The 18,663-nt window shown below is 74.4% G+C and carries 14 protein-coding genes and 1 pseudogene; 6 read left to right on the forward strand and 9 right to left on the reverse strand.

Translation table 11 applies throughout. The annotated features are described in order from the left end of the window. Positions 1–170: 170 nt before the first annotated feature. A pseudogene (locus ACIF6F_RS07855) lies at positions 171–1,623 on the reverse strand (purine-cytosine permease family protein). A 71-nt stretch (positions 1,624–1,694) separates the two neighbouring features. Between ACIF6F_RS07855 and ACIF6F_RS07860 the strand changes: the two are divergent. Further along, the gene (locus ACIF6F_RS07860; RefSeq protein ID WP_399942785.1) at positions 1,695–2,444 is read left to right on the forward strand and encodes a TetR/AcrR family transcriptional regulator; all 750 of its coding nucleotides are present in this window, start codon (positions 1,695–1,697) and stop codon (positions 2,442–2,444) included. Between the two features lie 186 nt (positions 2,445–2,630). Further along, positions 2,631–4,262, forward strand: coding sequence for an amidohydrolase (locus ACIF6F_RS07865; RefSeq protein ID WP_399942787.1), 1,632 nt, complete (start codon positions 2,631–2,633; stop codon positions 4,260–4,262). A 157-nt stretch (positions 4,263–4,419) separates the two neighbouring features. Here ACIF6F_RS07865 and ACIF6F_RS07870 read toward each other — a convergent pair whose 3' ends face one another. Beyond that, the gene (locus tag ACIF6F_RS07870) at positions 4,420–5,103 is read right to left on the reverse strand and encodes an alpha/beta fold hydrolase (protein ID WP_399942790.1); all 684 of its coding nucleotides are present in this window, start codon (positions 5,101–5,103) and stop codon (positions 4,420–4,422) included. Positions 5,104–5,340: 237 nt separating this feature from the next. Further along, entirely contained in the window at positions 5,341–5,763 is a 423-nt protein-coding gene (locus tag ACIF6F_RS07875; protein ID WP_399942793.1) for a Fur family transcriptional regulator, read from the reverse strand. Positions 5,764–5,996: 233 nt separating this feature from the next. Here ACIF6F_RS07875 and katG point away from each other — a divergent pair, with 233 nt between their 5' ends. After that, positions 5,997–8,222, forward strand: a complete 2,226-nt coding sequence (gene katG / locus ACIF6F_RS07880) for a catalase/peroxidase HPI (protein WP_399942796.1) — start codon at positions 5,997–5,999, stop codon at positions 8,220–8,222. Between the two features lie 101 nt (positions 8,223–8,323). Here katG and ACIF6F_RS07885 read toward each other — a convergent pair whose 3' ends face one another. The 4 genes from ACIF6F_RS07885 to ACIF6F_RS07900 all read right to left on the reverse strand — a co-directional run bounded on the left by ACIF6F_RS07885 (position 8,324) and on the right by ACIF6F_RS07900 (position 13,516). Next, positions 8,324–10,048, reverse strand: coding sequence for an acyl-CoA dehydrogenase family protein (locus ACIF6F_RS07885; protein ID WP_399942800.1), 1,725 nt, complete (start codon positions 10,046–10,048; stop codon positions 8,324–8,326). A gap of 68 nt (positions 10,049–10,116) precedes the next feature. Then, the gene (locus tag ACIF6F_RS07890) at positions 10,117–10,695 is read right to left on the reverse strand and encodes a PadR family transcriptional regulator (protein ID WP_399942803.1); all 579 of its coding nucleotides are present in this window, start codon (positions 10,693–10,695) and stop codon (positions 10,117–10,119) included. Between the two features lie 128 nt (positions 10,696–10,823). Beyond that, on the reverse strand, positions 10,824–12,653 hold the full coding sequence (locus tag ACIF6F_RS07895) for a VanW family protein (RefSeq protein WP_399942806.1): 1,830 nt from the start codon (positions 12,651–12,653) through the stop codon (positions 10,824–10,826). Positions 12,654–12,814: 161 nt separating this feature from the next. Next, positions 12,815–13,516 (reverse strand): M15 family metallopeptidase, encoded by a 702-nt coding sequence (locus ACIF6F_RS07900; RefSeq protein WP_399942809.1) that lies wholly within the window; start codon positions 13,514–13,516, stop codon positions 12,815–12,817. 168 nt (positions 13,517–13,684) lie between these two features. On the opposite strand from ACIF6F_RS07900, the gene ACIF6F_RS07905 reads away from it, so the two are divergent. Beyond that, positions 13,685–15,484, forward strand: a complete 1,800-nt coding sequence (locus tag ACIF6F_RS07905) for a protein kinase (protein ID WP_399942812.1) — start codon at positions 13,685–13,687, stop codon at positions 15,482–15,484. A 160-nt stretch (positions 15,485–15,644) separates the two neighbouring features. Further along, positions 15,645–16,247, forward strand: a complete 603-nt coding sequence (locus ACIF6F_RS07910; protein WP_399942816.1) for a histidine phosphatase family protein — start codon at positions 15,645–15,647, stop codon at positions 16,245–16,247. On the opposite strand, the gene ACIF6F_RS07915 is transcribed toward ACIF6F_RS07910, so the two are convergent. Both ACIF6F_RS07915 and ACIF6F_RS07920 read right to left on the reverse strand, forming a co-directional pair. Beyond that, the gene (locus ACIF6F_RS07915) at positions 16,169–16,855 is read right to left on the reverse strand and encodes a cysteine hydrolase family protein (RefSeq protein WP_399942818.1); all 687 of its coding nucleotides are present in this window, start codon (positions 16,853–16,855) and stop codon (positions 16,169–16,171) included. The genes ACIF6F_RS07910 and ACIF6F_RS07915 overlap by 79 nt on opposite strands. A gap of 63 nt (positions 16,856–16,918) precedes the next feature. After that, entirely contained in the window at positions 16,919–17,779 is an 861-nt protein-coding gene (locus ACIF6F_RS07920; RefSeq protein WP_399942821.1) for an SDR family oxidoreductase, read from the reverse strand. A gap of 135 nt (positions 17,780–17,914) precedes the next feature. Here ACIF6F_RS07920 and ACIF6F_RS07925 point away from each other — a divergent pair, with 135 nt between their 5' ends. Further along, the gene (locus tag ACIF6F_RS07925) at positions 17,915–18,385 is read left to right on the forward strand and encodes a MarR family winged helix-turn-helix transcriptional regulator (protein ID WP_399942824.1); all 471 of its coding nucleotides are present in this window, start codon (positions 17,915–17,917) and stop codon (positions 18,383–18,385) included. The last annotated feature ends 278 nt before the right edge of the window (positions 18,386–18,663 follow it).

Consider the following 18,663-nt stretch of genomic DNA (forward strand, 5'->3'; position numbering starts at 1 on the left):
TGGGGCGACCCTAGGGATCCGCGCGGCGGCGGACGGCGCTGCCGCGCGGGACGGTCGGCCGGATGGGCGCGCGCTCCGCAGGCCGCGCGGCCCGTCTCGCGCGGGAGGGCGCGGGACGGCGGGGGCCGGTGCGGGAGGGCGCCGGACGGCGCGGGACGGCGTACGGGCGGTCACTCCCCGGCCCTGGCCGCGCGCAACGTGCGGTCGTTGCGCATCAGCAGCGCGTACAGGCCGGCGGCGACCAGCATTCCGGCCGGCAGGGAGAGGTCCACGCCGCCGAGGGCGGCGGCCACGGGACCGGTGTAGAGGGTGTTGACGCAGAGGGCCGCCGCCGTCACGCCCGCGCACAGGGCGGTCGCGCCCGCCCGGTTGACGCCGCCGGTGTACCAGAAGGGGCTCGCGGGGCTCTCGTCCGAGAGGGCGGGGCCGTCGTACCGGTTGCGGCGCAGCACCACGTCGTTACACGGCCATCAGGGGGCCGACCAGGGCCACGATCACCTGGAGTGCGTTGCTGACGGTGTCGAGGAAGCCGGAGGCGAGCAGCCCGTACAGGGTGAGGGCGACGGCGACCGTCCCGTCGAGGAGCACGCTGACCGTGCGGCGGACGGGCAGGCCCACGGCTTGGAGCGCGAGGCCGGCGCTGTAGGCGGTCAGGGCGTTGACGGAGATGGTGCCGAGGACCAGGGCCAGCAGGAAGACGGGGGTGAACCAGCCGGGCAGCAGCTGCTGGAGGGCGCTCTGCGGGTCGCTCATGTCCACCACGGTCGCGGCGAGCACGCCGAGGGAGCTGACCAGGACGCTGGGCACGAAGGCGCCGAGCGCGGTCCAGCCCGCGAGGGCCCGGCGGGACGCGGAGCGCGGCAGGTAGCGGGAGAAGTCGGCGCTGGTGGTGTACGACAGGGGGCCCGAGGCGATCAGTGTGACGCCGGCGAGGAGCACGGCCCACAGATCGGTGCCGGTGAGGGGCTCGGCCGGTCGGTGGGAGAAGTCCGCGTGCCGGACCACGGCGACGGCCACGACCGCGAAGGCGGCGGTGAGGGCCAGTGTGATCGGCAGGTAGAGCTTCATGATCATTGCGTGGCCGTAGACGCTGATGGCGAGGGTCAGGGCGGCGATGACCACGATCACGGTCGCCTTGACCCCCGTGGTGGCCGTGATGCCGGCCTTCTCGACCAGGGCGAAGGCGGCGGTCGCGGCGGCGGCGAGGTTGAGGGCGAAGTAGCAGACGGAGACCAGCCAGCCGCCGACGGCGTTGTTCACGCGGTTGCCGATGACTCCGTACAGCGCCCGCGTGATCACTTCGCTGGGGGCGCCGGCGGCCGGGCCGGAGGTGGCGAGGAGGCCGGTGAGCACCCAGAAGAGGTTGCCGGCCACGATCACGGCCAGGGACTGCCAGAGGCCGAGCCCCATCAGGACCAGTGCGCCGCCGATGACCAGGCTGAGGTAGTTGACGTTGGCCGCCGCCCACACGGAGAACAGGTCCCGGGGCCGGCCGTGCCGCTCGGCGTCGGGGATGTGGTCGATGCCGTGGGGCTCGATGCGGCCGGCCCGCTCGGAGTCCGGCCGGCCCGTCTCGCGTGCGAGGCCCGGGACGGTGTGCGGATCGGGGAACGTGGACGTCATGCGGTCCTCCGGGGTGCGGGTCGGATCCCACCTGCTTGCTTATTGGTCGCACACTCAATAGCATCCCCGGTATGTCGTCAAGCGTCCCGCGCAAACGAGTTCGCAAGTCCCCGGAGGCCCGCAGGGCGGAGATCGTCGAGGCCGCCACGGCGGTGGCCCTGACCGAGGGCCTGGAGTGCGTCACCCTCCGCCGGATCGCCGAAGAACTCACCGTCAGACCCGGTCTGATCAGCCATTACTTCCCGTCGGCCGAGGACCTGGTGGCCGAGGCGTTCGGCAGTGCGGCCACCGCCGAACTCGACCGCCTGGTACCGGCGGTGGCCGCCGCAGGGGCACCCGGCGAGGCTCCCGCTGCCCCGGCCGGAGGCGGTCCGGCGGACGCCGCAGCGGTTGCCGGGGCGCCGCCCGGAGCCCCGGCCGAGACCCCCGTACGCCGGCTCGCCCGCTTCCTCGCGCAGACCACCGGGGAGGCGTACGACGACATCAGCCGCCTCTGGATCAACGCCCGGCACCTCAGCCGCTACCGGCCCGTCCTCCGCGACCGGGTCATCGCCCAGCAGGCGGCCTGGCGCGGCCGCCTGGAGGCGCTCGTCCGCGAGGGTGCCGAGCGGGGCGAGTTCCGCCCGGCGGACCCGTACGTCGCCACGATCGCGATCCTGGTCGTGCTCGACGGCCTCGGCTCCCACGTGAACACCGGGACGGGCGACCGCCCCGACGCCGTCCTCCGGATGGCCGTCACCACGGCCGAACGCGAACTCGGCCTGGCGCCGGGCACGCTCGACGCCCCCGCCGCCCCGGCACCGCCGGCCGGAGCCCGGTAACCACCGCGCCGCCCGCGGGCCCCACGACCGTGACCGCGCCGCCGGCCAGGATCCCGTAGCCCCCACTGCGCCGCCGAAAGGCCCCACGACCCTGCCCACCCGGCCGGGGCCCCGGTGGCCGACCGCGGCGGCCGCCGGCCCCGTAGCCGCCGAACCCCCCGCCACAGCCCCCTCCAAGGAGCACCCGTGCGCCCACGTCTCGTCCTGTACTCCGCCCGCCTGCTCGACCCCGCGACGGGCGGATTCCTGCCGGAGACCGCGCTCGCCGTCGGCGAGGACGGCCGGATCGCCGTGCTCGGCGACGACCGGGAGGTACGCGCCCTCGCCGGCCCCGCGACCACCGTCGTCGGCCTCGGCGGCGCCGTGGTCACGCCCGGCCTCGTCGACGGGCACGTCCACCCCGTCTCGGGCGCCGAACTCACCCACGGCCTCGACCTGTCCGGCTGCGTCGCCCTCGACGACGCACGGGCGGCGCTGGCGGAGCGGGTGCGTTCGCTCGGGCGCGGCGAGTGGCTCTTCGGCTGGGGCCTCGACCCCAACGTCTTCGGCGACCGGCCGGTCGCCGTCGAGCCCTTCGACACGGTGCTCGACGGAGTGCCGGCCTTCCTGCTGCTCTTCGACGCCCACTCGGCCCTGGCCAGCCGCCGGGCCCTCGAACTCGCCGGCGTCGACGGACCGCGCACCTTCGACCAGGCCTCCGCCGAGGTCGTCTGCGATGCCGACGGCCGCCCCACCGGCCTGCTCCAGGAGGACGCCGCCTGCGAACTCGTCGAGCGGGCCGCCCCCCGGCCCACGCACGAGGAGCGCCGCGACCGCCTCGCCGCCGCCCTGCGCGCGATGGCCGCGGCCGGCCTGACCGGGGGCCACGCCATGGACGCCAACGGCGAGAGCCTCGCCCTCTACGCCGAACTCGACGCGGCCGGTGAGCTGCCGCTGCGGCTGCGTGTCGCCCCCTGGTGCCAGCCCGGCACCGACGCCGACGGGGTGCGGGAGCTCATCGCCCGGCAGGGCGCCGGCGGCGCCCTGTGGCAGGTCGCCGGCGTCAAGCTGTTCATGGACGGCACCATCGACAACGGCACCGCCTGGCTCGAACGGCCCGACTGCCACGGCGAGTCCACGCACGCCTTCTGGCCCGACCCGGCCGCCTACACCGCGATCGTGGGAGAACTGCACCGCGCGGGCGTGCCCACCGCCACCCACGCGATCGGCGACGCGGCCGTACGACACGTCCTGGACAGCATCGAGAAGGCCCGGGCGACGGGCGGGTCGCCCGGCGTACGGCACCGCGTGGAGCACATCGAGACCGTCCCGGACGACACGCTCGGCCGTTTCCGGGAGCTGGGGGTCATCGCCTCCATGCAGCCCACGCACTGCTGCGACTTCACCCGGGCCGACCACACCGACAACTGGTCCCGCAGGCTCGGCGAGGAGCGGGCCGCCCGCGCCTGGCGCTGCCGGGACCTGTGGGACTCCGGCGCCACCGTGGTCCTCGGCTCCGACTGGCCGATCGCGCCGTTCCCGCCCCTGGCCGTGATGGCCGGGGCCCGGCACCGCCGCCCCGGCCGCGACCTGACGCTCCCGCCGCACGGCCCCGAGCAGGCGCTGACGGCGCTGGAGGCGCTGCGCGGGATGACGACGGCACCGGCGTACGCGGCGGGCGAGGAGGACCGGGCCGGCCGCATCGCCCCGGGCCACCGGGCCGACCTCACGGTCTTCGCCGAGGACCCGCTCACCACCCCGGCCACCGACCTGCCCGGCCTCCCGGTGCTCCTCACGGCCGTGGCCGGCCGCCTCACCCACCGCGCCCCGCAGCTGTGACGCCGTCCCCGGCGGCGCGGCCGCCACGGCCGCCTCGCCGGGGAAGCACACCCCGTCGGCAACGTGCACCACGTGGTCGCCGCCATCGTCCCGCCCGTACGCGCGACCGCGCCCGCCCCTCCGGGCAGACGCGGGGTGGGGCCTTCGCGGCGGTCGGTCAGACCGCCTTGGCGGCGCTGCGGATCACGTCCAGGACGACCTCGGGCCGGGAGAGCATCGGGACGTGCGACGAGTCCGTCTCGACCACCGTCGCGCCCATCCGCTCCGCGGAGAAGCGCTGGAGGTCGGGGTTGACCGCGTGGTCCCGGGTGGCCAGCACGAACCAGCTGGGCTTGGACCGCCAGGCCGGGTCGTCGGTCGTCGACCCCAGGACGGCGGCGTTCGCGGAGCCCTGGGTGGCCCAGACGAGCTGCTGGTCGGCCTCGGACAGGTCCCCGCAGAAGTGCGAGATGCCGTCGCGCGCGATCCAGAGCCGCCCGTCCTCGTCGTCGAGGTGGCCGAAGAGCGGCGGCGTGTCGAACCGGCCGATCAGGTCCTGCGGGGTCTCCCCGGCGTCCGGGGCGAGCGCCGCGATGTAGACGAGCCCGGCGACGCGGTCGTCCGTACCCGCGGCGGTGATCACGAAGCCGCCCCAGGAGTGGCCGACGAGGATCGCCGGCGCGCTGACGCGCGCGAGCGCGCGGCGGACGGCGTCGACGTCGCCCTCCAGGGAGTCCAGCGTGTTCTGCGCGGAGACCACCTCGTGGCCCTCCTGCTGGAGGACGGGGATCAGCTTGCTGTAGCAGGAGCCGTCGGCCCACAGGCCGTGGGCGAAGACGATGCTGGGCTTGCTCGGCGACATCGGTGCGTTCCTCCACTGGACGGACCCCCCCGGGCACCCCGAGTCCACACCAGGCGGCGGGGGCGCACACCCGGGGCGGCCCGAACGGGTCACCGCGGACCCGTCGCCGCGTACGGGTCACCGGGCACGGATCGCCGCGGACCTGACGCCGCGTACGGAACGCCGCGTACGGGTCACGGCGTACGGGTCACGGCGTACGCGCCCCCGCACCCTGGCCCGCCGCGCACGGCCCCCCGCTCACGCCCGCCCCGCCGCGCAGTCCGGGCACAGGCCCCGGTACGTCACCTCGGCCGCGGACACGCTGTAGCCGAAGCGCTCCGAGGCGGGCAGCGCCGCCAGCGGATCGCCCTCGGGGTGGACGTCCCGGATCTTCCCGCAGCCGGAGCAGACCAGGTGCTGGTGGGGGCGGTGGGCGTTCGGGTCGTACCGCTTGGCGCGCCCGTCGGTGGTCACCTCGACCACCTCGCCGAGCGCCACCAGCTCGCCCAGCGTGTTGTAGACGGTCGCCCGCGACACCTCGGGCAGCCGCGCGGTGGCCCGCGCCAGCACCTCGTCCGCGGTCAGGTGAACGTGGTCCCCGTCGAGCACCTCGGCCACCACCCGCCGCTGCGCCGTCATCCGCCAGCCGCGCTCCCGGAGCCTTCCCAGTAGATCGCTCATCCCCACCCAGCCTAACTGTGCATGACTTCTGGCCTATGAATCCGTACGGATCTGGTCACTGCATTGACTTGGACAGAGTCCATCGTAGGATCTGTTCCGGCGCACACAAGAGGGACAGGACAACAGCAGGGGAGTGCACGTGACGGTTCAGGAGACCGGGCCAGTGCCCCTGACTGCTCCACGGCCCGCAGTTCCTGAGCACAGCGATCCGCCTGAGATCCGGAAGGATTCCCATGCCTGAGAACCATGACGCAATCGTCACCGACCCCAAGCCGGAGGGCGTAGGGGGCTGCCCGGTGGCGCACGGCCGTGCCGCGCACCCGACCCAGGGTGGCGGCAACCGCCAGTGGTGGCCGGAGCGCCTCAACCTCAAGATCCTCGCGAAGAACCCCGCCGTGGCCAACCCGCTCGGCGAGGACTTCGACTACGCCGAGGCCTTCAAGGGCCTCGACCTCGCCGCGGTCAAGAGCGACATCGCCGCGACCCTCACGACCTCGCAGGACTGGTGGCCGGCGGACTTCGGCCACTACGGCCCGTTCATCATCCGGATGGCCTGGCACAGCGCCGGCACCTACCGGATCAGCGACGGCCGCGGCGGCGCCGGCGCCGGCATGCAGCGCTTCGCCCCGCTGAACAGCTGGCCGGACAACGCCAACCTCGACAAGGCCCGCCGCCTGCTGTGGCCGGTCAAGAAGAAGTACGGCCAGAGCCTCTCCTGGGCCGACCTCATGATCCTCGCGGGCAACGTCGCGCTCGAGTCGATGGGCTTCGAGACCTTCGGCTTCGCCGGCGGCCGCGCGGACGTCTGGGAGCCCGACGAGGACGTCTACTGGGGCCCCGAGACCACCTGGCTCGCCGACGAGCGCTACACCGGCGACCGCGAGCTGGAGAGCCCCCTCGGCGCCGTCCAGATGGGTCTGATCTACGTCAACCCCGAGGGCCCGAACGGCAACCCGGACCCGCTCTCCGCGGCCCGCGACATCCGCGAGACGTTCCGCCGCATGGCGATGAACGACGAGGAGACCGTCGCGCTGATCGCCGGCGGCCACACCTTCGGCAAGACCCACGGCGCCGGCTCGGCCGACCACGTGGGCGCCGACCCCGAGGCCGCCCCGCTGGAGGCCCAGGGCTTCGGCTGGCAGAGCACGTACGGCTCCGGCAAGGGCGCCGACACCATCACCAGCGGTCTCGAGGTCACCTGGACCACGACGCCCACCCGCTGGAGCAACAACTTCTTCGAGAACCTGTTCGGCTACGAGTACGAGCTCACCACGAGCCCGGCCGGCGCCCACCAGTGGGTCGCCAAGGACGCCGAGGCGGTCATCCCCGACGCCTACGACGCCTCGAAGAAGCACCTCCCGACCATGCTGACGACGGACCTCGCGCTCCGCTTCGACCCGGCCTACGAGCAGATCTCCCGCCGCTTCCTGGAGCACCCGGAGCAGTTCGCCGACGCGTTCGCCCGTGCCTGGTTCAAGCTGACCCACCGTGACATGGGCCCCGCCGTCCGCTACCTCGGCCCCGAGGTGCCCGGCGAGACCCTGCTGTGGCAGGACCCGCTGCCGGCCCGCACCGGCGAGCTGGTCGACGACGCCGACGTCGCCGCCCTCAAGGAGCAGATCCTCGGCTCGGACCTGTCCGTGTCCCAGCTCGTCTCCGTGGCCTGGGCCTCGGCCTCGTCCTTCCGCGGCAGCGACAAGCGCGGCGGCGCCAACGGCGCCCGCATCCGCCTCCAGCCGCAGGCCGGCTGGGAGGTCAACCAGCCGGACCAGCTCGCCACGGTGCTCCGCACCCTGGAGGGCATCCAGGAGTCCTTCAACGCCGCCCAGACCGGCAGCAAGCACGTCTCCCTGGCCGACCTGATCGTCCTCGCCGGCTCCGCCGCCGTGGAGCAGGCCGCCAAGGACGCCGGTCACGACGTCCGGGTGCCCTTCACCCCGGGCCGCGTGGACGCCACGCAGGAGCAGACCGACGTCGAGTCCTTCGCCGCCCTGGAGCCCGTCGCCGACGGCTTCCGCAACTACCTGGGCAAGGGCAACCGCCTGCCGGCCGAGTTCCTGCTCGTCGACAAGGCGAACCTGCTGAACCTGTCCGCCCCCGAGCTGACCGTCCTCGTCGGCGGCCTGCGTGTCCTGGGTGCGAACCACCAGCAGACCAAGCTGGGCGTCTTCACCGACACCCCCGGCACCCTGACGAACGACTTCTTCGTCAACCTGCTCGACCTGGGCACCACCTGGACCCCGGTCTCCGAGGACCAGACCACGTTCGAGGGCCGCGACGACGTCACCGGCGAGGTGAAGTGGACCGGCACCCGCGCCGACCTGGTCTTCGGCTCGAACTCCGAGCTGCGCGCCCTGGCCGAGGTCTACGCGAGCGACGACGCGAAGACGAAGTTCGTCAACGACTTCGTCGCCGCCTGGACGAAGGTCATGGAGCTCGACCGCTTCGACCTCGTCTGATCCCGGCGGACCGGGCTCGCTGAACCGCGGACCCCACCCGGCACGACGTGCGGGCCGGCCCTTGATGGGCCGGCCCGCACGTCCGTCGTGGTGCCGCGGCGCTACTGCGCCATCTCGTACGCGCCCGCCAGCGCCTCCACCCGTGCCCAGACCCGCTCCGAGCGGCCGGCGTCGACGACCGGGCGGCGGACCGCGCCCAGCGCCCACTCCTGCTGCGCCTCCGTGGCCGAGTCCTTGCCGTGCAGCTCGACCGCGTGCGCGGAGAAGTCGCGTACGAGCACGGCGAACAGCTCGTCCAGCACGTCCTGGTCCAGGCCGGTCAGGCGCGCCTGCTCCAGGATCAGCTGGCCGTGCACGACCAGCGCGAACAACTGGCCCACGGCCAGCAGCAGGTCCAGGTCGCGGCTCTGCTGCTCGTCCGGCGCCGCGGTCCGCACGAAGTCGCACAGGGCGTCGGCCTGCTCGCGGAACCGGGCCACGTTCGGCAGCTCGGCGTACGCGTCGAACGCGGTCCGCCAGTCGTGGAAGCGCACCGACCCCAGCCCGCGGGCCGGGCCCTGGCGGAACAGGAAGTCGTCGTCGGCGGCGTCGAGGCGGGTCGGCACCGGCGCGAACTCCACCGGCTCCAGCAGGTGGTTGCGCATGAACTTCAGGATCAGGGCCAGGTTGACGTGGACCGTGCCCTCCAGCTTGGGCAGGCCGCGGATCTCGACGGCCGCCTGCGCGAAGTAGTTGTCCTTCTCGAAGCCCTTGGCGGCGATCACGTCCCACATGAGGTCGATGACCTTCTCGCCCTCGGTGGTCACCTTCATCTTCGTCATCGGGTTGAAGAGGAGGTAGCGGCGGTCCTCGGGACCGGCGGTGCGGAAGTAGTCCACGGCGCGGTCGCTGAACAGCTTCATGCCGACGAGGCGGACGTACGCGTCGGCCAGCTCGCGCCGCACGTGCGGGAAGGCGGTGACGGGACGGCCGTACAGGATGCGGTTGTGCGCGTGGGTGACGGCCTCGTACATCGCGTGCTCGCAGATGCCGATCGACGCCGTGCACAGGTTGAACTTGCCGACGTTGACCGTGTTCAGCGCCGCGTCGAAGGCGGCGCGGCCGGTGTGCAGCACGTCCTCCGCACGGACCGGGTAGTCCTCCAGGCGGAACTCGCTGACGTACTTCGAGGAATCGACGACGTTCTTCACCAGGTGGTAGGCCGGGTGCCGGCTGTCGGCGGCGAAGAACACGTAGCCGTCGGGACCCTCGACGTCCGTGCGGCGGCCGAAGACGGACACCAGGCCGGCTGCGTTGCCGTTGCCGATGTAGTACTTGGAGCCGGTGGCCCGGAAGCCGCCGTCGCCGGACGGCTCCAGCAGCATGTCGGTGGAGTAGATGTCCGCGCCGTGGGTCTTCTCCGACAGGCCGAACGCGAACACCTCGCCCGACGCCAGGAGTTCGGCGGCACGGGCGCAGGCCGCCTCGTTGTCGCTCTGCCAGACCGGGCCGAGACCCAGGATGGTCACCTGCCAGGCGTACCAGTAGTCCAGCCCGTAGAAGCCGAAGATCTCGTTCAGGGCGGCGATGCGCGCGGTGTCCCACCGCTTGTCCTGCTCGCCTTCGCCGGCCGCCGCGGCCGGGGTCAGGAAGGCCGCGAACAGCCCTTCCTTCGCCTGGAACGCCAGGAAGTCGGCCAGCCAGGCGCGCGAGCGGTAGTCCTCGATCAGCCGGCGCTTGCCGCGCTGCTCGAACCAGTCGACGGTCGCGCGCAGCAGCCTGCGGGTCTCCGGGTCGAAGTGCGCCGGGTCGTAGGTGCGCGGGTTGAACAGCAGCGGGTCGGTCATGGACCTTCGCCTTTCGGGTTCGAGGTGCGGATCGAGGGCGCAGCGGAGGGGGGAGGGGGCGCTGCGGGTCAGCTCCGGGCGAGCCGGTGGAGGGTGGCGAGCACGTCGTCGAGCCACGCGAGCATCATCCGCTCGTACGCGATGCCGCCGCGCAGCACCACGTGCTGGAGCTCGCGGGCGGCCCCGGGCCGGAGCTCGTGGGAGGCTCCGGGCGCCGCCGGGGCGTCCGGTCCGGTGAAGTCGCGCAGCTCTCCCGCGAGGTAGTGCACGAGCCGGTCGGCGTGCGCCCGGTGGTGCAGCTCGACCTCGCGGATCAGGGCCGCCGGGTCGTCGAAGGCCGCGCCGCGGATCTTGACGGCCAGCTCGTGGCGGACGCTGTCGGGCTGGACCGGTTCGTGCAGCCAGGCCGCGAGGGCCTCCCGGCCGGCCGGCGCGACGGAGTACTCCTTCTTGTCCGGCCTGGCCTGCTGCGGCACGTCCCGGGCGTCGACCCAGCCGTTCCCCTCCATGCGCTTGAGCACCCGGTAGATCTGCTGGTGGGTGGCGGTCCAGAAGTAGCCGATGGACCGGTCGAAGCGACGGGCCAGCTCGTAGCCGGAGCCGGGCTTCTCCAGCAGGGAGACGAGGATCGCGTGCTCAAGCGCCATGCCGTCGATCTTCTTATGCAACTCGTTGCATAGACAAGCGTGAGCCGCCGGGTGAGACGCGGCTCACCCGGCGGCCGGCCCGAGGGGCCCGTGGGCCCTCGCGGCCCCTGCGTGCTGTCCTGCCCGCGCTACGCCTTCGGCGCGGGCGCGGCGGCGGTCCCGGCCGGCGTGCCCGGTTCCACGGTCCCGGCCGCCGGAGCCCCGGCCTCCTGGGTTCCGGCCTTCGGCGGCTCCGTCGGCTCGGGGCCGCAGGTGACCTCGTCGCGCGGGGTGTAGTGGGTCTTGTAGGTCTCCCGCTTGACCTCCTCGCCGCCCTGGACGAAGACGCGGTCGACGCTGACGTCGAAGCCCTCCAGCGGCGTCTGCACCTCGCAGGTCTCGCCGGTGCCGGTCCGCTTGCCCGGGGGCACCACGTTGGTCCGCTCGCTCTTGGTCGCGCGGATCTCGTCGTACTTCCTGGTGCCGAGCAGGGAGATGGTCACCGAGGTGTCCGTCGACTCCGCCTTCACGTAGAGCGCGTGCCCGGTGTCGTTCTGCCAGCGCAGGTCGAGCGTGCCCCAGGCGACGGTCGCCTCGCGGCCCTCGGGGTAGCGCTCGATGTAGAACGAGTGGGCGCCGTGCTCGACCGGCTTCACCCCGGCGAAGAACGCGGCGTTGTACATGGTCGTCGCGACGGCGGAGACACCGCCGCCGGGCGACTTCACGTACTGCCCGCCGTTGATCATGATGCCGTCGACGAACCCGTTCTCCTTGGTCCGCTCGCCCACCGTGTCGTTGAAGCTCCAGGTCTGGCCGGGCATGACCACCGAGCCGTTGATCAGCTCCACGGCGCGCGCGATGTTGGTGATCCGGTACGGCGCCGCCGGGAAGTTCACGGTGAAGGAGGAGACCTTCTCCTGGATGCCCAGGCGCTGTGCCTCCGCGGTCGTGAGCCGCGGCTCCACGCTCGTGGTCTCCAGCGTGCCGGTACGGGCGTCGCCCGACCGCGTCAGCAGGGCCAGGACGGTGTCGCCGAAGGCCTTCTCGGTGAAGCGCACACCGGCACGGCCCGCCTCGGCGACGACGGCACGGCCCTTCGCGTCGACGCGGAAGGTGGCGTCCCGGGGCTCCGGAGCGGCCGCGGCGACCTGCCGGGCGACCTCGCGCTCCGCCAGCAGCCCGGCGGTGTCCAGCTGCGGCGCGAGGCGGCCGGCGGCGTCGGCGCGGAACGTGAGGTGCCTGCCCAGCACGGTGGGGGAGAGGGTGACGGGCTTGCCGGCAATACGCACGGTGACCGGAGCGGACATCGCGGGCTCGGCGAACTCCCGCAGGGCCCGCTCCGTCTCCTGGGCCCCCACCTTCGGGGCCTGCTCCTCCACGGGCATCGCCACGGGGCCGGTGCCGGGGCGCAGGTAGGCGGCCCGGACCGCGTCGGCGGCGCGGTCGGCACGCAGGGTGACGCCGGTGACGGGGGCGGCGGCGCGCGCCGCGCCGTCCTCGAAGGTGACGGCGCCGTCGCGGGGCGGCCGGGCGGTGGCGGCGAGCCGCTCCGCGGCGGCCGTGCCGGCGGCCCGGTCCACGCGGACCACGGGCTCGACGGCCCCACCGCGCGGCGGGGAGACGACGCGGCCGATCACGGAGACCGGGTCCGAGCCCGAGGGGGCGGCGCGTTCGACCGTGGCCCGGGGGTCGAAGGACAGGCCGAAGGCGGCGGGGGAGACGCTCTCGACCCGGTCGCCGACCTTCAGGGCCATCGGCGCGGTCGCGGCCTCGCCGAGCCCGTGGCGCAGGGCCGTCTCGGCCTCCGAGCGGCTCATGCCGCCTATGGCGACGCCCCGGACCGTGGTGCCCTCGGCGATGCCGTCGGCCCCGAACGCCAGACCGGCGCCGTAGAGGCCGCCGAAACCGAGCACGGCGGCCCCACCCACCAGGGGCAGGGTGATCCGCCAGTTGTTCGCCCAACGGGGTACGGGTCGCATGTCTCTCCTGGTGCTTGCGGGCACGATGGCACGGGTCCGGTGGCCACCCCCGCACCTCCCCGTGCGCCGGACCAGGAACCAGGATGAGGTGAATAGTCCTAAATGGGGGAAAAATGTGCGTGTTCTCACGATCGGCGGAGAACGGGAACACGGCCCCGGTCTCAGTGCCCGTTCGCCGAGAAGTGCTGGTAGTCGGGGTCGCTCCAGTGCCCGCCCCACTCCCACCCGGCCTCACGGAACGCGGTGGCCAGGGCACCGTCCGCGAGGATCACCCCCGGCCGGGACGGCTCCCGGTCCACCAGGTGGCCGGCTGCGGCCGGCGGGTGGACGGTCCCGTTCAGGTCCACGTACGGGTTCTCGGCAGGGTTGACGTCCACGGCGTCGCCGTACGCGTGGCGCGACTGCCGTCCGGGCCGCCCCGTCACGGCCCGGCAGTTGAAGGCGGAGGTGTTGTCGTCCGCCATCGCGGCCCGGTCGTCGCCCCCGTACGCCGCCATCGCGCGCATCCGGCGGATCGGGAACCGGTCGCGGAAGGCCTCGCCGAAGGCGTCCAGCACGGGGCCCACGGCGTCCTCGTGGACCACCATCTCACCGCGGTGCACCCGGCCGTCGAAGCCCCAGTGGTTCATCCGGATCAGCCGCAGCCGCTCGGGCGGCACCGGGCAGCCGGGGCGGTACGTGGCGCCGACGAGCTCCGGCGGCACCGCGGTGACCCGGGCCGCGAGGGCGGGCGTCGCCGGGTCGCCCACGCGGGCGGCGGCCACCTGTGCGGACCCCGCGGTCGCGTGCGCCGACGGGGCCCACCCGGGCGCGGCCGAGCACAGCACGGCCAGCAGCGCCAGGGCGGTCTTGGGCCGACCCACACGTCCAACGTAGGCGAATCCCGCGCCGTGCGCCGTCCGGCGGGGAGAGGGCCCGGCGGTCCGGCCCGCTCCCGGCGGTCCGTTGCCGCAGGAGTGTCGAAGGGCGGGCCGCGGGCGTCCTCTAAGGTGACCACCGGACGGCCACGACCGCACGGGCCGGCAAGAAGTGTGGGGGCAGGGGGAGTTGGTGGAGTCTCTGGAACCCGGCGACCCGTCGGAGGTCGGCGGTTACCGCCTGCTGGCGCGGCTCGGCGCGGGCGGCATGGGCGAGGTGTTCCTGGCCAGGACGCACTCCGGCCGGCCCCTGGCGCTGAAGACCGTGCACCGGGACCTGAGCCGGGAGCCCGGCTTCGCCGAGCGTTCGCCCGGGAGATACGCACCAACGACCGGGTGCGCTCCCCGTGGACGGTCTCGGTGGTCGACTTCAGCCCGCCGGGCGCGGCACCGCAGTGGCTGGCCACGGAGTACGTGGCCGCACCCTCGCTGGGCGACTGGGTGGGCCGGCACGGGCCCCTCGCCGGGCCCGTCGTCCACGCGCTGGCCCGCGAACTGGCCGCGGCGCTGATCGCCGTACGGGCGGTCGGCGTCGTGCACCGGGACATCAAGCCCGGGAACGTGCTGCTGGGCCCGGAGCGCCCGTACCTCATCGACTTCGGCATCGCCCGCGCCGTACAGGACCCCCGCCGCACCCGCACGGGCACGGTCCTCGGCACGCCGGGCTACCTCGCGCCGGAGCAGGCCACCGGGGAGGTCGCGGGGGCGCCGGCGGACGTGTTCTCGCTGGCCGCGGTGCTGGTGTACGCGGCCACCGGCCGGGGGCCCTTCCTGGCCGACGCCGAGGAACCGAGCCTGCCGGCCCTGCTGTACCGCGTCGTGCACGACGAGCCCGGGCTCATGGGAGTGCCGGACACCCTGCTGCCCCTGCTACGGGACTGCCTCGCCAAGGCGCCGGAGGACCGGCCCACCGCCGAGGAGGTGTGCGCGCGGCTGGGCGGTCCGGCGGCCGAGGGGGCGTGGGCCGCGGCGGTTCCGGCCCCGCTGGCTGCGGAGGCCGCGCGCCGGGCGCAGGAGCTGGGGCACCTGCTCACGGAGCCGCTGCAACGGGCCGCGGAGGCGGGGGCCGCGGAGACCCTGGCCGACGGGCCGGGCGCCGAGGGTGCCGCGGCGCCGACACCGACGGCGCCCGGTATGCCGCCGCCCGGCCCCGGCCCTGCTCCCGCTGCCGGCGCGCCGGCGGCTTCCGCTGGCGGTGTGCCCGTGGCTCCCGGTACGCCCGCACCCACTCCCGTACCCGGCACGCCGCCGTCCGGTCCTGTCGCGACGCCCACCGGCCCCGGTGGGCCCGCAACCCCGCCCGTTCCCGGCATCCCGGCGGGGACCCGGACCCCGTCCTCCCGGGGCCGGGTGATCGCAGCCGTGGCAGGCGCCGCCGCACTCGCGGTGGCGGTGACGCTGGCCGTCACCCTCCCCTGGCGCGGCGGGGACGACGACGACGGCGCCAAGGGGGCGAAGGGCGGGAGGGGCGGCACGTCTCCCACCCCCTCCGTGGCGGCTCCGGGGGCTGCGGCCTCCCTCCCGGCGTCCTGGGTCGGCACCTGGACCGGGGTCGGCCCCGGCACGCCGAAGGCGGACGGCCTGACCCGGGCCCGGACACGGCAGTTCGAGGTCACGGTCACCCTCCAGGGCGGCGCGGTGGGCGAAGTGGTGGGGCGTCAGGTCAGCAACCTGGAGGAGATCGGCACCGGCCGGAACCTGGGCTGCACGGAGGCGCTCGAACTCCGCCAGGTCCGCGGCGACACCGTGTTCCTCCTGGCCGCCACCAGCCATCCCACCGACAGCACCGCCCCGCTCACCTGCCCCAAGGGCAACCTGTACGTGGTGACCCTGAGCGCACCCGACCGTGTGAAGCTCGAATCGGAAGGGGCCCAGTCGGCCGGCGCGCCCGGCACCCTGACCCGGAGCCGCTGACCGGCGCGGCACCTCCCGAGGCGCCCCGTTGCCGTGGCCCGTTGCCGTGGCCCGTCACGAGGCGGGCCGTCCTGGCGGGGCCGTCGTGAGGCGGTCTGGCCCGGGACCGCCCGGCGCGGGACGATGGGCGCCCGGCCCGCGACCACCGGGGGGAGACGTCATGGCCGTCGAGATCGTCTACGAGACCCACTCGATCACGGAGGACAACGAGCGCGGCATCGCCACCGGCCGGCTCCCGGGCCGCCTCTCCGAGCGCGGCCGCCGCCTCGCCGCCCGGCTGGGCGAGCGGCGCCGCGACGACGGCCTCGCCGCCGTGTACTCCTCCGACCTGCACCGGGCGGTCGAGACCGCGCGGATCGCGTTCGCGGACACCGGCATCCCCCTCCGCCAGGACCCGCGGCTCCGGGAGCGCGACTACGGCGAGCTCAACGGCCGCCCCGTCGCGGAGGTGGCCGCCGTCCGGGCCCGGCACATCGACACCCCCTTCCCCGGCGGCGGCCAGGGCTACCGGCAGGTCATCGAGGCCACGGCCGGTCTCCTCGTCGACCTCCACGCGCGCCACGACGGGCAGCGCGTCCTGCTCATCGCCCACTCGGCCAACCGCTGGGCACTCCAGTGCCTGCTCGGCGGCTGCGCGATCGAGGACCTGGTGGACGCGCCCTTCCGGTGGCAGGAGGGCTGGCACTACACCTTCCCCGCGGCCCCGCGCGACAGCAGCGCCACCACCCCGGCCGTCGACCGGACGTCGCCGAAGCTGCGGTAGACCGTCTCCAGTACGGCGTTGTGCGCGGCATCGCTGCGGGTCGCGCAGGCGTCGGCGACGAGCACCGCCCGGTGGCCGAGCGTCGCCGCGTCCCGCACCGTGGCGGCCACGCACACGTCGGTGACCAGCCCGCAGACCACGACCGTGTCCACCCCGCGCTCCGCCAGCACGCCGGGCAGCGGGCAGCGCCCCGGGAAGAACGCGGAGGGCGCGCTCTTCTCCACCACGGCGTCGCCGGGCCCGGGCACCAGCCCCGGGGCCAGCCGCTCCCCGGGCGGGCCGGTGCCGCCGGACCGCCGGTACGCCTCGGCCGCCTCGGCCCCGTAGAACTCGACCGCCCACGGGTCCGGCCGCGCCGCGACGGCCGGCAGCACCCACGCGACGGTCCCGCCGGCCGCCCGCATGGCGTCGGCGAGCTCCCGCATCCGCGGCACCACCGAGGCCGCGTACGCGCTGCCCGTCACGAAGAACCGGACCACGTCGACCACCACGAGCGCGGTCCGCTCCGGGCACAGCTCCTCGTACGCGAACCGACGCCCGCGCCGGCGCTCGCTCCGCTCGTACTCGCGGCCGCCGATGGCCCACCGGTGCCGCCGGTCCTCGTCCACGGCCCTCCCGTCACCCTTCGCGGCGGCGGCCCGCGCCGCCGCCGGGTGATGGCTCCCCGGCGGTCAGGCCACCCAACCCCGCGTCATGCCGACGACCGTCGAGCCGTCCAGGTCGGCGAGCTTGCCGGAGACGAACTCGCGGGCCCAGTCGGAGGTCTGGACGCGGAAGGCGGGCCGCTCGGCGGTGAGTGCCTCGATGACCGGCGCGGCCGCCTCGGCCGAGGTCTGGGCACCGGCGAAGGTCTGCATTGTGCGGTTGATGTACGCCTCCAGTGCGGGGGCGTACGGGCCGGCGGCCTTCAGCATCTCCGGCACGTCGACGCCGATGTTGTTGACGAACTCGCTGGCCACCGCGCCGGGCTCGACCACGGTGACGTCCACGCCGACGGTCGCCGCGACCGGCGCGAGCGACTCCATGAACCCCTCGACCGCGAACTTGGCGGCGCAGTAGGCCTCGTTGAAGGGCTGGCCGACCACGCCGCCCACGCTGGTGACGGTGATCAGGCGGCCGCCGCCGGCCCTCAGGTGCGGCAGCGCGGCGTGGCTGACGTTGATCACGCCGAAGAAGTTCACCTCCATCGTGGCGCGTACGTCGCCGAGGGAGGCCTGCTCCAGGGTGCCGACGCGGCCCGCCCCGGCGTTGTTGACCACCGCGTCCAGCCGCCCGTACTCGGCGATCACCGCGTTGACGCAAGCGGTCACGGTGTCGGTGTCCACCACGTCGAGGCGCTTCACGTCGACCCGGTCGGCGACGCCCGCCGCCTCGGCGGCCTCGCGCAGCGCGGTGGCCTTGCCCGGGTCGCGCATGGTGGCGACGGTCCGCCAGCCGGCCTGCGCCGCGGCCACCGCGGTGGCCAGGCCGATGCCGGAGGAGGCGCCGGTGATCAGAACGACCTTGTCGGTGCTGTCGGGGGTGCGGGTCATGGGGGACTCCTTCTGGATTCGGTGTGCATCAATGGCAGGCAGACAGGCACATACCGCAAGCAATTGCTACTTGCGTGCACACGCACACATCTTAGGTTTGTGTGCACGTGCACGCAAGCCGGTAAACTGGGGATCATGAGCCGCGAGGACATCACCCTGGGAGAACTCTCCGACCGGGACCACGCCTTCTACGGCCTGGTCTGGGCGGGCACGACACTCACCACCCGAGTGGACCAGGCGCTCACCCGCGCCCACGACCTGCCGCTCTCCTGGTTCGAGGTCATGCTCTGGCTCAACGCCCAGACGGCCCCGATCGCACCCTCCTCGCTCGGCGCCAGGACCCTGCTCAGCCGCAGCCAGGTCTCCCGCGTCCTCGACGCCCTCCAGGCCCGCGGCCTCATCGAGCGCGTCCCCTCCGTCACCGACGCCCGCTCGGTCGGCATCGCCCTCACCGCCGAGGGCCGCAAGGCCTTCGCGGAGGCCGACGCCACCCGTCGCCAGGCACTGGCAGAGGCCTTCGACGGCCGCCTCGAACGGTCGGACATCGACGCCCTGAACACCGTCTGGGCCAAGCTGAAGGCCACCGCGCCGCCGCGCAGCCGCTGAGCGGGCGGCCGGGGGAGCCCGACGGGTGGGAACGGCCGGCGGGAAGGGGCCGGGCGGCCGGAAGGGGCCGGGCGGGTCAGCCGATCGGATGACCCCCGCGTCCACCGTGCCGCGCACGGGCGCCAGCCGGTCCGGGGAGCCTCCCGGGCAGCGCCGGAGCCGACGATGGTTGCTGCGGGCACCCGCCCGGACCGCGCGCCCACGGCGCGCCGCCGCCCATCGACCGCACGGGGACGACCACCATGAACGCACACGACGCCCGCCTGCTCACCGCGGCC

The sequence above is a fragment of the Streptomyces sp. NPDC086023 genome (genome assembly GCF_044540325.1).
In the GTDB taxonomy this organism is placed as follows: Bacteria; Actinomycetota; Actinomycetes; order Streptomycetales; family Streptomycetaceae; genus Streptomyces.